At 42.3% G+C, this 14,328-nt stretch carries 11 protein-coding genes; 4 read left to right on the top strand and 7 right to left on the bottom strand.

Annotated elements, in window-relative coordinates:
• Positions 1-104: 104 nt before the first annotated feature.
• The 3 genes from PG901_RS12285 to PG901_RS12275 form a co-directional block, all read right to left on the bottom strand.
• The gene (locus PG901_RS12285; protein ID WP_271134589.1) at positions 105-812 is read right to left on the bottom strand and encodes a DUF2057 family protein; all 708 of its coding nucleotides are present in this window, start codon (positions 810-812) and stop codon (positions 105-107) included.
• A 52-nt stretch (positions 813-864) separates the two neighbouring features.
• Entirely contained in the window at positions 865-1,668 is an 804-nt protein-coding gene (gene hda / locus PG901_RS12280) for a DnaA regulatory inactivator Hda (RefSeq protein ID WP_201625464.1), read from the bottom strand.
• A gap of 322 nt (positions 1,669-1,990) precedes the next feature.
• Complete coding sequence (locus tag PG901_RS12275; protein ID WP_201625463.1) at positions 1,991-3,097, bottom strand: AI-2E family transporter; 1,107 nt, start codon at positions 3,095-3,097, stop codon at positions 1,991-1,993.
• 375 nt (positions 3,098-3,472) lie between these two features.
• On the opposite strand from PG901_RS12275, the gene purM reads away from it, so the two are divergent.
• Entirely contained in the window at positions 3,473-4,522 is a 1,050-nt protein-coding gene (gene purM, locus PG901_RS12270) for a phosphoribosylformylglycinamidine cyclo-ligase (RefSeq protein WP_271134588.1), read from the top strand.
• Positions 4,522-5,226, top strand: a complete 705-nt coding sequence (purN, locus tag PG901_RS12265) for a phosphoribosylglycinamide formyltransferase (protein WP_271134587.1) — start codon at positions 4,522-4,524, stop codon at positions 5,224-5,226. The genes purM and purN overlap by 1 nt, the downstream gene beginning before the upstream one ends.
• A gap of 213 nt (positions 5,227-5,439) precedes the next feature.
• On the opposite strand, the gene PG901_RS12260 is transcribed toward purN, so the two are convergent.
• Positions 5,440-6,828 (bottom strand): NAD-dependent succinate-semialdehyde dehydrogenase, encoded by a 1,389-nt coding sequence (locus PG901_RS12260; RefSeq protein WP_271134586.1) that lies wholly within the window; start codon positions 6,826-6,828, stop codon positions 5,440-5,442.
• 496 nt (positions 6,829-7,324) lie between these two features.
• A complete protein-coding gene (locus PG901_RS12255) occupies positions 7,325-8,314 on the bottom strand; it encodes a LysR family transcriptional regulator (RefSeq protein ID WP_201563060.1) in 990 nt (329 codons plus the stop codon).
• A 955-nt stretch (positions 8,315-9,269) separates the two neighbouring features.
• Here PG901_RS12255 and PG901_RS12250 point away from each other — a divergent pair.
• Both PG901_RS12250 and PG901_RS12245 read left to right on the top strand, forming a co-directional pair.
• Entirely contained in the window at positions 9,270-10,856 is a 1,587-nt protein-coding gene (locus PG901_RS12250; RefSeq protein ID WP_201620139.1) for an isocitrate lyase, read from the top strand.
• Between the two features lie 278 nt (positions 10,857-11,134).
• Positions 11,135-12,859, top strand: coding sequence for a CYTH and CHAD domain-containing protein (locus PG901_RS12245; protein WP_271134585.1), 1,725 nt, complete (start codon positions 11,135-11,137; stop codon positions 12,857-12,859).
• Positions 12,860-12,975: 116 nt separating this feature from the next.
• Here PG901_RS12245 and PG901_RS12240 read toward each other — a convergent pair whose 3' ends face one another.
• Together PG901_RS12240 and PG901_RS12235 are read right to left on the bottom strand one after the other, a co-directional pair.
• Positions 12,976-13,590 carry a nitroreductase family protein gene (locus tag PG901_RS12240; RefSeq protein WP_442966913.1) on the bottom strand — a complete coding sequence of 205 codons (615 nt, stop codon included), beginning with the start codon at positions 13,588-13,590 and terminating at the stop codon, positions 12,976-12,978.
• A 190-nt stretch (positions 13,591-13,780) separates the two neighbouring features.
• On the bottom strand, positions 13,781-14,308 hold the full coding sequence (locus PG901_RS12235; protein WP_271134583.1) for a L,D-transpeptidase: 528 nt from the start codon (positions 14,306-14,308) through the stop codon (positions 13,781-13,783).
• Between the last annotated feature and the right edge of the window lie 20 nt (positions 14,309-14,328).

Raw genomic sequence — 14,328 nt, 5'->3', positions numbered from 1 at the left:
AAAACAGTTTATTATTAAAATAGTCAGTAAGAAAAAAGCACCTAATTAGATTAGGTGCTTTTTTTATGCTTCTTTTACCAATCGCTACTTACTGCTCAATCATTTTACTTCTGAATCCACTGACGCATTTTTTCACGCTCAGCTGGAGTCGCTTGTAGCCAAATTTGCATAAACTGATCTAAAGTACTGGTAGATGAAGTAGCGCTTGTCGTTTGCTTAACGGTAGTAACTGCACCTGTGCTGACATTGCTTTGAGTGCTGATAGCAGGCTTATCTAAAGCCGCAATCGCACGTTGGTTTTGTAGTTCGGCATCATCAGCACCACCAAACACGCCGCCTAAGGCTTTGCCCAAACCTGATAGCAAACCACCTTGATTGCCGCCCAGACTCTGCTGGCTAGCTACTACCGTGTTGTTCTGCTGCACTGCCAGTGTTGGACGCTTAGCATACTCTTTCGCCGCTGCATATTTTTCTGGCTGATTTGGCATGGTAAGACGATAGGTTTGATTGTCCACCAATTCTGCCGTCACACTCACATTACCCGAGCGCAAATAATCGTGCTCATCACGCGGCAAATTGTATAAGCGGTCATATTTAGCGGTAATCGCATGCTGACCTGGCTCTAAAGTAAAAGATTTCTTTAATGGCTGAAACGCACTTTGCTGGATTTCCTGCCCGTTAATAGCCGTTACTTTGATATGGTCATCAACCAGCAAGGTTACTGCCGCATGCGATAGCATAGAGACTGAGCCGGCAGTGATTAGTAATGTGCCCATCGTCAGTTTTTTTAGCAAAGAAGCGTTTGTTTTCATAAGTTATTCCATGAATAGTAAAGGTAATTTCTAAAAAAGGTAGCGTTTTATGTTAAAAATCAAGCGGCATGGTATGTTGGTCTTGGTTGGCGACCTCATTATCTACTTGCGTCTCCTGCGCGATATCGGCAAGCTCTGCGGCAAGCGTCTGCTCATCAATCGTGCGCAGCGCATCACTGATGACCGCTTTGGATATATTACTGCGGCCAAGATTGGAGAACATCGGCTGAATGTAGTTCAGCACCTCCATCATAGAGCCGATACGATGCGGCCCTTCGGTAAGTAGATGATTAATAATACGCTCATCAAACTGCCAACCACGCCGACGTAGAATAGACTGCAACAAAGCTTGACGGTCAGCCAAATCATGACCATTTGGCACTTTAAAGCTTGGCGATTGTGCCAAACGGGTAAGCAAGTCTGTTAGCTGAAACGGTAATTCGGTCGCCGGTTTATTGGAGGCAAACAACAGCTGACGCTGCCCTTCGCGGCTACGATTAATCAGATGAAATAGAGCCTCTTGCCATTGGCTGCTTTGTTCAAGCACCTCTAAATCATCAATCGCAATCAGGGAAAAATTCTCTAAAGAGGATAGGACATTGACATCGGTATGAATCAGTTCATTCAATGATAGACAAATCGCTGATTTATCCATCTCAATAAATGACTCACAAACGGCGGATAATAAGTGCGACTTGCCCGTCTCTGGGCTGCCAAATAGGTACAGCTGGCCAATCAGGCCGACATGTAGCTGCCGCACTGCATCGATAATAGACATCCAACCCGGACCGGCAAAGTCGCTGAGACTCGCATCATGCTTAATGTCCAGATTGAGACTTAGCTGTGCTTCTGCCATGAATCATCAACTCGGTTTGCGTAGCGCAATCACTAAAAAGGCTAAACGACTAATATTCTTTAAACTGGCTTTGCTAACTTTTACATTTATCAAAGCCAACCTAGTAACGGTCAATACCGTTAATACTGCGCCTATATATAACATATTTGCAAAATGACTGACAAGTCTTTTACCCATTAAGCTCAATCAATCCGCCTTTATCCACTTTATAAGTGAATACCGACTCCTAATCGCGCTATAAAATTATTAGGCAATTGATGTGACAATAGCCATAAAATGCTTATTTCTCACGAAGTTATTTTTTAACCTATTCTTTATGAGTTTACTTTTTATCGAATAAGGCCAATTGTTTACGACCTTTATAAAAGTCCGTCGATTGGTAATAAGCATACAGATGGCGGAATAAAACGTTAAGGACAGCGGACACTGGCAGCGCAATAAGCATACCAACAAAGCCCAATAAGCTTGCCCCTGCCAATACCGCAAAGATAACCCATAATGGTGACAGACCAATTTTATCGCCTAACAATAATGGCTGCAAGATATAGCCTTCAGCGGCCTGCCCGACTAAGAAAGCACCAACGATTAAAGACAAATACGTCCAGTTCAAGCCAAACTGAAACAGGCAAGCGATAATCGCCGCAATAAAGCCAATACCAAAGCCCAAATACGGCACAAAGCTGGCAACACCAGCAACCATACCGATAATCAAGCCAAGCTCAAGCCCAATAAGCTGCAACTGTACTGCATAAATAGCGCCTAGCAGCACCATTACTAACAGCTGACCTTTGATAAAGGCCATCAGCGCCCGATCACACTCTTGAGCAATGCCGATTACTTTTTTGCAATAAGGGGCTGGAATCGCCATCTTCCAAGTTTGCAGGCGCTGATCCCAATTAAACAAGAAATAAAAGGTCAAAATCGGTACCAATACAATCAGCCCAGCGTTATTGATAAAATTCATACTAGACGTCAATATTTGGCTCATCATGCTGCTGGCATCAGCGAACTTATAATTGGTCTGCATATAATCGACCAAGGTATCAGAAAAACCTTTGGCTTCTAGTTCTGGCAGACGAATACGGCTGTTATTAATAAACCATTCACGCACCACTTGGTTATACCAGTTTAGCACCTTGGGCAAATACTCCCACGCTGCTTGCAGCTGATGCCATAAGGTCGGTATCAACCACCAAAGCAGCAGCACCATACCAAGCGTAATCGTCGAATAAACGATGATAATGGCTATCCAACGCTTGATATATTTTGATAAGCGCTTAACCAGCGGATTGAACAGATAAGCCAATACAAAAGCCACGACAAATGGCACGATGACCGGCGTCATCAAATATAATAAAAATACCGCCACAACAATAGCAACGACGATGAATAGGCGTCGAAAAAAAGGGTCTATTGGTTGGTTTATCATGAAGGGTAACCCTACGATTAAGTCAATGTAAAATGCTGGCTTATGATGGTTTTTTAGCTGAAATAGGTAGCCGATAGCTTTATATTTATAATGATATTTATCATTGTCATGACAGTAAGTTTTGCCGACAACTTTGGCGTTCTATTATCGCAGAGTACAACAAAAAATCAGTCATTTTTTGTTTCTTAAATTTTTATTGCGCTCTATTTAGCCTTTATTACCACTCTTCGTTAAATATCGGCCAAATATTGGTAAGTTGCTTTGCGAGAGGGGGTCGTTTTTGGGTATAATGCGCGCACTATCTGCAAAATTAACACGACCGATCCGCTTTTCTACTGACAGACCTTCATTCCCTATAAAATTTGTGAGATGACCATGAGTAACAAGCCTTCTTTAAGCTACAAAGATGCTGGCGTTGATATTGATGCTGGCGATGCGTTGGTACAACGTATTAAATCAGTGGCAAAAGCCACCTCTCGTCCTGAGGTTGTGGGCGGACTTGGCGGTTTTGGGGCGCTTTGTCGTATTCCGACTGGTTACACCTCACCGTTATTGGTTTCGGGCACTGACGGTGTCGGCACCAAGCTTAAACTGGCATTACAACTAAACCGCCATGACACCATCGGTATCGACTTGGTCGCTATGTGCGTCAATGATTTATTGGTTTGCGGTGCGGAGCCATTATTCTTCTTAGATTACTATGCAACTGGAAAGCTTGATGTAGATGTGGCAGCGACTGTTGTTACTGGTATTGGCGAAGGCTGTAAATTATCAAATTGCGCGCTTATCGGCGGCGAAACGGCTGAGATGCCAGGCATGTATCAAGACGACGATTATGACCTAGCGGGATTCTGCGTCGGTGTGGTTGAAGAAGCGGAAGTCATCACTGGCGAAAACGTCGCTGAAGGCGATGTATTAATCGCTCTTGCTTCAAGTGGCGCGCACTCGAATGGCTACTCATTGGTGCGTAAAGTCATCGAAGTCAGCGGTATTGATGTGACTACTAGTGATGAGCAATTAGACGGTCAGCCTATTCAAGATGCGCTGATGGCACCTACCCGCATTTATGTTAAAGCCATTAAAGCGTTGCAAGATACCCTTGGTAGCTCAGCCTTACATGCGATGTCACATATCACCGGCGGCGGCTTAACGGATAACCTACCACGCGTACTACCAGATAATTTAGCCGCTAGCATTGATACCAGCAGCTGGAAGTTCTCAGAGCTATTCACTTGGTTACAAACCCAAGGTAATATCGAACAAAGTGAGATGTACCGCACCTTTAACTGCGGCGTTGGTTTTGTCATCGTGGTGCCTAAAGATAAAGCAGAAGCCGCTATCAAAACGTTAAATGATGCGGGCGAAAACGCTTGGAAATTGGGTGAAATGGTTAGCCGTGAAGCGGACGCCGTGGTGTACCGTTAATGCCAGATGACAATCTAAAAAGTTTTGCAAAAAAATCAGCTAAGCCGTTACGCGTTGCTGTTTTGGTATCTGGTAGTGGTAGCAACCTGCAAGTATTGATTAATGCCATGCAAGCTGGCGCGCTACCGATTGAGATTGTTGGCGTCATCAGTAACCGTGAAGATGCTTATGCCATCACACGTGCCAATGACGCCGCTATTCCCGTTGCGGTCTTATCTCACGTTGCTAGCGGCAAACGCATGGGTATCAAAACCTTTGAAACTCATGCCAGCGCGCAGCTGAGCGCTTGGCAGCCTGATTTAATTGTCTTAGCAGGATTTATGCGGGTTTTAAGTAGCGCATTTATCGATAATGCGCCTGCGCCAATGATTAACCTGCACCCTGCTCTACTGCCTGCTTATAAAGGCCTAGATACCCATCAGCGTGCCATACAAGCGGGTGAACGTCATCATGGCTGTAGTATCCATGTGGTTACTGCTGAGCTGGATGCCGGCGCTGTTTTGACCCAAGCGCTGCTTGAAGTCAATCAAAAAGACACTGCTGATAGCCTGCAAGCACGCGTACAAAAAGGTGAACATCAACTGCTACCGTGGACGATATTACTAATTGCTAACAGTATTATTGACTTAAATAATCCGCATGATGATGATGCTGAATTATCTTGCTTACCGGCTTTACCTTTAAAGCTATGGTTAAATGACTAAGGCTTGAAGTTTATTTATATATTTTAAAAAAGCAGAATCCGTAATTGGTTCTGCTTTTTTTATGCGCTTAAATAACGAGGTGTTTATAGCAAATTGCTAGCAAAAAAATACCCCGTTACAGAATAACGAGGTATTTAGAAAACTAGGCTTTTAAAAAACTAAGCATTTAAAAAACTAAGCATTTAAAATTAGAAGCCTAAAACATTCTAATAATTAAACAGGCTTTTTACCAACCACGTGTACTGCTTTGATATTCACAAACTCTTTAATACCAAAGCCACCATGTTCACGACCATAACCTGAATCCTTAACACCACCAAATGGCAAGCCTGGATTGACTAAGTTATAACCATTGATATAAACCATACCCGTGTCAAAATGCTGCTGGGCTAAATTAATCGCCTTCTCTTCATCTTTTGAGAAGATAGCACCGCCCAGTCCATAACGACTGTCATTGGCAATTCGGAACGCATCATCTTGGTCTTTGGCACGAATAAGCGCTGCCACAGGACCAAATAGCTCGTCTTTATAAGCAGGCTGGTCTGGTTTGATATTTTCCAGAATTGTTGGTGGATAAAAAGAACCCGGCTTATCAGGTACTTCACCGCCCAAGGTAATGGTTGCGCCTTTGCTGACACTTTCTTGCACTTGTTTATGCAACTCATCACGCTGCTTGCTGCTTGACATCGGCCCTACGTCAGTCGATTCTTCCATTGGATCGCCGATTTTATAGCCTTTAAACTTCTCAATAACCAAATCACGGAATTTGTCATAAACACTATCGACGACCACAAAACGCTTAGCCGCGATACAAGTCTCACCATTGTTATATAGGCGCGCGTGGGCACAAGTAGTGGCTGCTAAGTCTAAGTCGGCGTCTTCTAATACGATAAAGGCATCGTTTGAACCAAGTTCCATAACGGTCTTTTTCAGCACTTTTGCCGCTTGCTGCGCTACCACTCGACCAGCGACATCACTACCCGTTAAGGTGACACCACGTACTTTTTCGTGCTCAATGACTTTTTCGGACTGATCATGGCTAATGATGAGCGTACGGAATAAATCATTTGGCAAATCAGACTCATGCATGATTTTTTCAATCAACAAACCTGAGCCCGTCACGTTTGAAGCATGCTTAAGCAAGATGCTATTACCGGCCATTAAGTTGGCAATGGTATAGCGGAATACTTGATACGCGGGAAAGTTCCATGGCTGGATACCATAGATAATACCGATAGGATTGTAGCTGATTAAACCTTTTTTGATGCCTTCGATATCGCGCTCATCATCCGCTAGCGCGGCAATTCCTTCACCAGCGGTGAAATCACAAATCGCTTTACATAGATCTACTTCACCTAAGCTCGCCTCCAAGGTCTTACCGCGCTCCTCGGTCATCAGCTTCGCAAGCTCTTCTTTATATTTCATCAGCGTCTCGCCAATGGAGTTAATCACTTTGGCGCGCTCATCGGCACTAACCAAGCGCCATTCTGAAAAGGCTTTATGCGAGGCATCGATAATTTTATTGACTTCATCGCTGCTCATATAAGTATAGTTTTTAATGTCTTTACCCGTCGCTGGGTTCACAGTGGTAATATCTGCCATGATAATTATCCTTATTTATTTGATTATTATGTAATAAATGATTGATTAATAAAGATTCTTTTTAAGAACCGTTTTATCAATAAATGACTCAATATGATTACTGTATATAACTACTATCTAAGTCTTTATGCTAGATAAATAACAATATTGAGAGATGAACAAGCCACTTCACATTGAGATAGCTGTATTAAGAGATAATAGTTAAAGGAGCTAACGATTAGCTACTATTCCTTAACAATGCTTGTGGCAATTGTCTTTTTACTTAATGTGCATCTATCATAACAAAAGGATTTGACCATAGTTTTACAAGTTATGAAGAAGTGTGGATGAGATGTTAACAGTGTGTCATTGATAAATATCATGCAAACTTTGCTGTAAATAAATAGCTTAAACCAAATCAATAAAGCCTGAGTGTCTAATGGGCATAAAAAAACCAGCACATAAGAGATGGGCTGGTTTTATTCATTTATTAAATGCTATTTTTATTATTAGTGTATTAAAACAAATGATTAATAATCGGTATTTCTTGCGGTGGATTGTCTTCTTCATCGACGATTTGACGGGCCACATGCATGATAAGTTGGCGCAACCAGCGATGGGCTGGATGATGTTGCAATAAGGGCGACCACGCCATGGTCAGCTCAAACTCAGGGATAAAAAATGGCGGCTCTTCCATTTTAATACTGTCATTATTGGCTTGCATTTTTGCCACCCGCGTCGGCAAAGTCGCAATCAAATCTTTATTGGCTGCAAGCATGGCGGGCATTTGGTAATGGCGGGTAAAAACACTGATTTGGCGTTTTTGACCTAAGCGTTGTAGCGCCTGATCGATAGAACCAAGTCCGCCAGATTTTTCTGGATTGACGCCAAAGCCCACACCCATACCCGTTTTAGATACCCAAACATGCTGCGCTTTTAGATAATTTTTTAGATTAAAGCGGTTGGCATAAGGGCTTTCTGACGACAATAAACAGCTAAAGGTATCGCGCCAAACCAAAACTTGATGGAAGCTTTGTGGAATCTCATTAAAGCGGTTAATCGCCAAATCAACCCGACCCTGCTCCATATCACGATAGGAGACGTCAGATGGCGTCAAGAAATCCAAAATGACATTGGGCGCTTCAGAACGTAGCGCTTTAACAAGCTTTGGCACCAAAGTCGCCTCAGCATAGTCTGAGGTCATAATACGGAAAACGCGCGAGGTACTATAAGGGCGAAACTCGGTACGCGGCTCGAGGACTTGGGTCAAATCTGCCAGTATCTCACGAATACGCGGCTGTAGCTCAAGTGCGCGCTCAGTTGGCGTCATGCCCTCTGAGGAACGTACCAATAATGGATCATTAAACAATTTGCGTAAACGTCGCAAAATATTACTCATCGCAGGCTGGGTAATGCCAAGCTGCTCAGCAGCACGTGTGACGTTTTTTTCACGAAGCAGCACATCTAAATGCACCAATAAATTCAAATCAACCCGCTGCAAATTCATATATTTTTCTCTTTGCCTTAGAATAAATACCACAATAAGCTTGAGCAAGCTTGGCATTTTTCGCGCTGTTATTTTAACTAAAGCTGCCATAACAGCATAATATAACTATATTTTTTATTAAAATTTTCTAGAATATGCTTATTATAACTCAATTTAACCAGCATAAGCCATTGTTTTATATATACTATAAGCACATAAAATACCCAAGATAACAATCATAAATTAGATAAATCTTGGTAAGGCAGTTATAGTGATTGCCGTAGACCAAATACAGTGAAGACCACAAAAATCCGCTCTGAGCGTTAAATGTAGTGAGTCTAACCGCTTAATAATAAAAGTATTTTGAAGATGAGTCGTGATAGCAGAATACGATTAAATGGGCAATGAGCCATCATAAATTATCGTGTCATCGCCTGTCTTAGAGACAGCATCGATTATTGTAACATCTCTTATCACCAAATATGACACTGCTAACCCATAATTGCTTAAACATTATATAGAAGCTTTTTAAGCATAGAAGATTTTCAATTACTACCGCTATCATTTAGCTATCGTCACTCACTATCAGCTAGCTACGGTCACTTAACTATAATCATTTGATAGTCAGCACATATTTTTACCCACTAGCTTTTAACTGAATAATTTTTAACTGACAAGTTCAGCAATCGCCTTGTATTAATAGGCAGGTTTGTTTAGGGTAAGTAAGGCTGAATGATTAAGCGGCAACCTAGTTTTAACGATATTAAATTGGCTATATCACGCAAACTGTCATATTTGATGTCATACAAGCTTGATATAGTGACGATAAGAATTAGGTTTAGGTTTAGGTTTAGGTTTTAGTAAAATACAAAGTTAGTAAGATACTTATTTATTAAGATAAAAAGTTAGTTGCCCCATCTTTAATTGTGTTAACAATTAAATTTTCGTTTTTTACACCCCACCAAGGAGACTATAGATGTCAACTGCATATAAATCAGCGATCGATTTAGTACGTGAATTAAAGCAAAAGCACGGTAACTGGCAGAACATTAGCGAGACTGATGCGGCACGTATGATGTCACAAAACCGTTTTAAAACCGGTTTAGATATCGCAAAATATACTGCAAAAATCATGCGTCAAGATATGGAAGACTATGACAATGATACGTCTCAGTACACGCAGTCTTTAGGTGCATGGCATGGTTTTGTTGCCCAGCAAACTATGTACGCTAAGAAAAAATACTTTGGTACGACGTCAAAAACTTATATCTACCTATCAGGTTGGATGGTTGCAGCTCTACGTTCTGAGTTTGGTCCTCTTCCTGACCAATCTATGCACGAAAAAACCTCTGTACCTAAGCTAATCGAAGAAATCTATACCTTCTTACGTCAAGCTGATGCTAAAGTACTAAACGACTACTTCCGTGAGCTAAACGCTGCAGAAGAAGCCGGTCAAGACACTTCAGCTATCCTAGAAAAAATCGAAAACTTTGATTCACACGTTGTGCCAATCATTGCTGACATCGATGCAGGTTTCGGTAACGAAGAAGCGACTTACTTGCTAACTAAGCAAATGATCGAAGCTGGTGCTTGTGCTATTCAGGTTGAAAACCAAGTATCTGATGCTAAGCAATGTGGTCACCAAGCTGGTAAAGTAACGGTACCGCATGAAGACTTCATCTCTAAACTAAATGCTATTCGTTATGCATTCCTAGAGCTAGGTGTTGAAGACGGCATCATCGTTGCTCGTACTGACTCTGAAGGCGCATCACTAACGCAAAAAATCCCAGTATCAAATGAGCCAGGCGACCTTGCTTCTAAATACATCGACTTCATCGAAATGGAAGAAGTGACTTTAGAAAATGCAAAAGAAAACGACAGCTTACTTAAGCACAACGGCAAACTAGTACGTCCAGTTCGCTTGCCAAACGGTCTATATCAGTTCCGTGAAGAAACGAACATCGACCGCGTTGTCCTTGACTGTGTCACTGCTCTAGAAAACGGTGCTGATCTACTATGGATCGAAACACCAACGCCAGACGTAGAACACATCAAAATGATGGTTGACCGTATCAAAGAGCAACAGCCTAAAGCCAAGCTTGTATACAACAACAGCCCATCATTCAACTGGACGCTTAACTTCCGTAAGCAAATCATCGCTCAGTGGGAAGAAGAAGGCAAAGACATCTCTGCATACAATAAAGATGACTTGATGAGTGCTGATTACGATGGTACTGAACTTGATACAGCAGCTGACGAAGCGGCTAGAAACTTCCAACGTGATGCATCACGTGAAGCAGGTGTATTCCATCACTTAATCACGCTACCTACTTATCACACTACTGCTCTTAGCGTTCATGAACTTGCTAAAGGCTATTTCGGTGATGACGGTATGCTTGCTTATGCAGCTGGCGTACAACGTAAAGAAATCCGTGAAGGCATCGCTTGTGTTAAGCACCAAGCAATGGCCGGTTCTGACCTTGGCGATGATCACAAAGAAATCTTCTCTGGTGAAAACGCCCTTAAAGCTGGCGGCGGCAAGAACACGATGAACCAGTTCTAATGTCCGACCACTTATAAGTACATTTTATAAGTAAAAGTTTTAAGAAAAGCCGTCCTACCTTGTAGGGCGGCTTTTTTATGCGCTATATATAACCCCATCTCCTGCAATAACAGTGCTACTTAAGCAATCGTTTCATTAACTGCCATTCATTTACTCAGCACTTCTATTACTTGAGTCAACCAAAACAAAAGTTTTACTTGTTATTCACCGATAGCTTTCATACGATGGTAATCACTTAGATAATAATTTACATAGTATTAAAATAATCGGGAGCCATCATGCAAGAGATAGAGCTAAAGTTTTTGGTACCAGAATCACGACTAAAAGGCTTGCTGCGTCAAGCACAAGTCAAATCATCTGAAGTAACGCAACTGGCGGCTCATTATTACGACACCCCTGACCAACAGCTTGCACAGGCGGGTATTGGCTTACGTATTCGTAAAGAAGGCGATGCATGGGTACAGACCATCAAAGCGGGTGGCGACGGTATTGCGGCACGTTTAGAGCACAATGCGCCACTGGATAATGAGCAGGTACAGGCAATGCTCGATAGTAATACGCTTATGCCCGATTTAAGCATTTATAAAAACACCTCTGTCGCTCCTGCTTTGGCTGAATTTAAACTAAAAAAACTGGCCAAAGATCTTACTCGGTTATACGTGACCGATGTCGAGCGCACCACACGATTGCTGGTAGATGAGAGTGACGATGAAGCAAATAACCATATCGAGATGGCATATGATTGTGGAGAGATTATCCACGGTAATGATGATAGCCAGCGCGACGCTATTCAAGAAATTGAGTTTGAGCTAATATCAGGCGATATAGACTTTTTATTTACCACGGCTAAAACTTGGTGTAAACGCTATAAGCTTTGCCTGTCTACTGTGACCAAGGCTGAGCGCGGTAGCTTGCTGATTACAGGGCAACATCATAGCCCAGCCGTCAGTGCTGACCTTGACCAGCTGACTATCAACAAAGACAGCAGCATGCCGGCATTTATACGGGCAGTAGTGCATAACTGTCTGTTGCAAATACTACCAAACAGCAGTGCTATCGTCGCGGGCAGCGAAGATGATGACCATATCCTGCAACTGTACATTGGCATTGCCCGCTTGCAAGCTGCCCTACAAGCATTCGCCAGCTATTCTGACGAAATCAATCCAGACTGGCTGCCGATAGTAAAACAAACAGCGGCTTTAATTAATGACTACCAAAAGCTTGCCTATCTCGCCTCCGATATAGAGCCTGAGTTACAACAGCACGGCGCACCTATCGTCGATTGGACAGCTGACATTGATACGCTCAAGATTACCCCAAAAGATGCCGTCGGTGCCAATGATTTTCAGCTGACCTTACTTGAGCTGATTGCCTTTACCATGAGCGACCCAAGCCTTGAACCGCAAGCGGATAAACCCGTCATCGATAAGCTGGCAAAAACGCTATCTAAACAGTATGCAAAGCTTGGAAAAGTGGCGCAAACGCTACAGAGTAAAAAGGGTGCTGACTCAGATAGCATCACTATAGAAAATAATGATTTAAAGAATGATGAGTCACAAAGTGTTGATTCAGAAGATAGTGACTTAGAAATTACTGACTTAGAAAACGTCAATTCAGAAAGTATCAACTCAAAAAAACTTGATGTAGAAAATGACGATATAGAAAATAGTGATATAGATGACAAGGATGCAGAGCAAGCAATGCATAAGCTGCATCAGCAGTTAACAACCTTACTTTATATCAGTGAGTTTGCTGCGCCATTATTAGAGAAGAAAAAGTCAAAAAAGAAAACCAAGCGCTGGCTAAAACGTTTGGTCAAAGCGCAAACAGCTTTGAATCACTATCGCAATCATATAATGTATCAACAGCGCTATCAGTTGAAATCAGAGACAGATAGCAATGGGCTATATGGCGCTGGTTGGTTTGCAGCCATGCTAACAAGAGACCATAAGCGCAGCGAAAAACGCTTGGCTAAAGTGATAGACAGCTCAATATTTTGGTAAAAATACTGATAAAAGCATGAGCGAAGCTTAAAACAAACAAAGCTTTAAATAAAAATCTTAGCATAAAAAAGACAGCTCATTATATATGGGCTGTCTTTTTTATAAACTTAGTGCTCTTATAAACCTAACACTTTCATACGCTCATTAACTGGCTGATAGGTTTTCTCGCCAGCAGGCTCAACAATGTTGCCAAACGGCATTTGCGCGACCAATTCCCAACTATCTGGGATAGCAAAAGCCTTAGCGGCATCTTCATCAACAAGCGGATTGTAGTGCTGTAGGTTGGCACCAACGTTCAAGGTACGTAGCTCTGTCCACATGGCATATTGATGCATGGCCGAGGTTTGCTGAGCCCAAACGGGGAATCTGTCTGCATATAACGCAAATTGCTCTTGCAGCGATTGAGTCACGTTTTTATCTTCATAAAACAGCACAGTACCCACGGCAGCACGGAAGCCGTCTAGCTTTTGCTTACTGCCAGAAAAGTCGCCATCACCGACAGCTGCACGCAGTTTCTCTTCAGCGATATCCCATAGCTGCTGATGCTCGGCACCAAATAGTACGACCAAGCGCGAAGACTGTGAATTAAAAGCAGAAGGCGTATGCAATAAAACACGCTCGGCCATATTTACAATCGCTTGTGGCTCCACTGGTAGCTCATTGCCCAAAGCATATACCGAACGGCGTTCATCAAAGGCTTGTTGTAAAGTGACTAGACTTTCTTTAGACATCATCATTATCCTGATAATTATAATAGAATGTAGGTTAAACGTGCCGTATTTGGCATGACACGTTGATATTAACAAGGAGGCTATTATATCAATATACTAAATAACGTCTAGACTCTATAAAGTTTATTTTATCAATCACTCTATAAAGTTATTCTGTTTTACTTAAGCTTTAATGAGTAATAAATAGCAGCTAATTAGCGATAATCGTCACTGCTGTACCCTCTTCCACTCTCTCAAATAATTCCATAATATCCTCATTACGCATACGTATGCAGCCATGTGAGAGTGGCGCGCCCATCGGCTCGCTGTCTGGCGTACCATGGATATAAATATAGCGCTGATAGGTATCACAGCCACCTTGGCTATTGCTGCCTTTATTGACTCCTTCTTCCAGTCCACTTAACCAGAGAATACGGCTTAATATCCAATCGCGCTCAGGATGGCGCTTGCCAAGCTCTGCACTATATATCTCGCCCGTAGGAACACGGCCAATGAATACCGCATTCATAGGTTCATTTGCGCCGATTTTCTTGGCGATAAAATGTTTACCAAGGGGCGTGCAGCCGCTATCTTGCTGACTGCCTATGCCATTTTTAGCAGTAGACACTGTATATTGAGTCACTTCTTTATCGTATTCATAGAGCGTGAGCATTTGCTGAGCAATATTAATCACTAAATGCACATCAGATTTTTTGTTAAAGTTTTCATTATTTGTCATAAAGGGATTCCAACGATCAT

The sequence above is a fragment of the Psychrobacter sp. ANT_H3 genome (assembly GCF_027919975.1).
Lineage (GTDB): Bacteria > Pseudomonadota > Gammaproteobacteria > Pseudomonadales > Moraxellaceae > Psychrobacter > Psychrobacter maritimus.
The sequence above is the reverse complement of the archived record's forward strand: the minus strand, read 5'-3'. Positions and strand labels throughout refer to the sequence as shown.

Excerpts from the sequence above, each read along its gene's own strand:
- purN (WP_271134587.1), top strand. The coding sequence starts at position 4,522 with ATGCCAGATGACAATCTAAAAAGTTTTGCAAAAAAATCAGCTAAGCCG.
- PG901_RS12245 (WP_271134585.1), top strand. The coding sequence starts at position 11,135 with ATGCAAGAGATAGAGCTAAAGTTTTTGGTACCAGAATCACGACTAAAA.
- PG901_RS12240 (WP_442966913.1), bottom strand. The coding sequence starts at position 13,590 with ATGTCTAAAGAAAGTCTAGTCACTTTACAACAAGCCTTTGATGAACGC.
- PG901_RS12255 (WP_201563060.1), bottom strand. The coding sequence starts at position 8,314 with ATGAATTTGCAGCGGGTTGATTTGAATTTATTGGTGCATTTAGATGTG.
- PG901_RS12250 (WP_201620139.1), top strand. The coding sequence starts at position 9,270 with ATGTCAACTGCATATAAATCAGCGATCGATTTAGTACGTGAATTAAAG.
- PG901_RS12275 (WP_201625463.1), bottom strand. The coding sequence starts at position 3,097 with ATGATAAACCAACCAATAGACCCTTTTTTTCGACGCCTATTCATCGTC.
- PG901_RS12235 (WP_271134583.1), bottom strand. The coding sequence starts at position 14,308 with ATGACAAATAATGAAAACTTTAACAAAAAATCTGATGTGCATTTAGTG.
- hda (WP_201625464.1), bottom strand. The coding sequence starts at position 1,668 with ATGGCAGAAGCACAGCTAAGTCTCAATCTGGACATTAAGCATGATGCG.
- purM (WP_271134588.1), top strand. The coding sequence starts at position 3,473 with ATGAGTAACAAGCCTTCTTTAAGCTACAAAGATGCTGGCGTTGATATT.
- PG901_RS12285 (WP_271134589.1), bottom strand. The coding sequence starts at position 812 with ATGAAAACAAACGCTTCTTTGCTAAAAAAACTGACGATGGGCACATTA.
- PG901_RS12260 (WP_271134586.1), bottom strand. The coding sequence starts at position 6,828 with ATGGCAGATATTACCACTGTGAACCCAGCGACGGGTAAAGACATTAAA.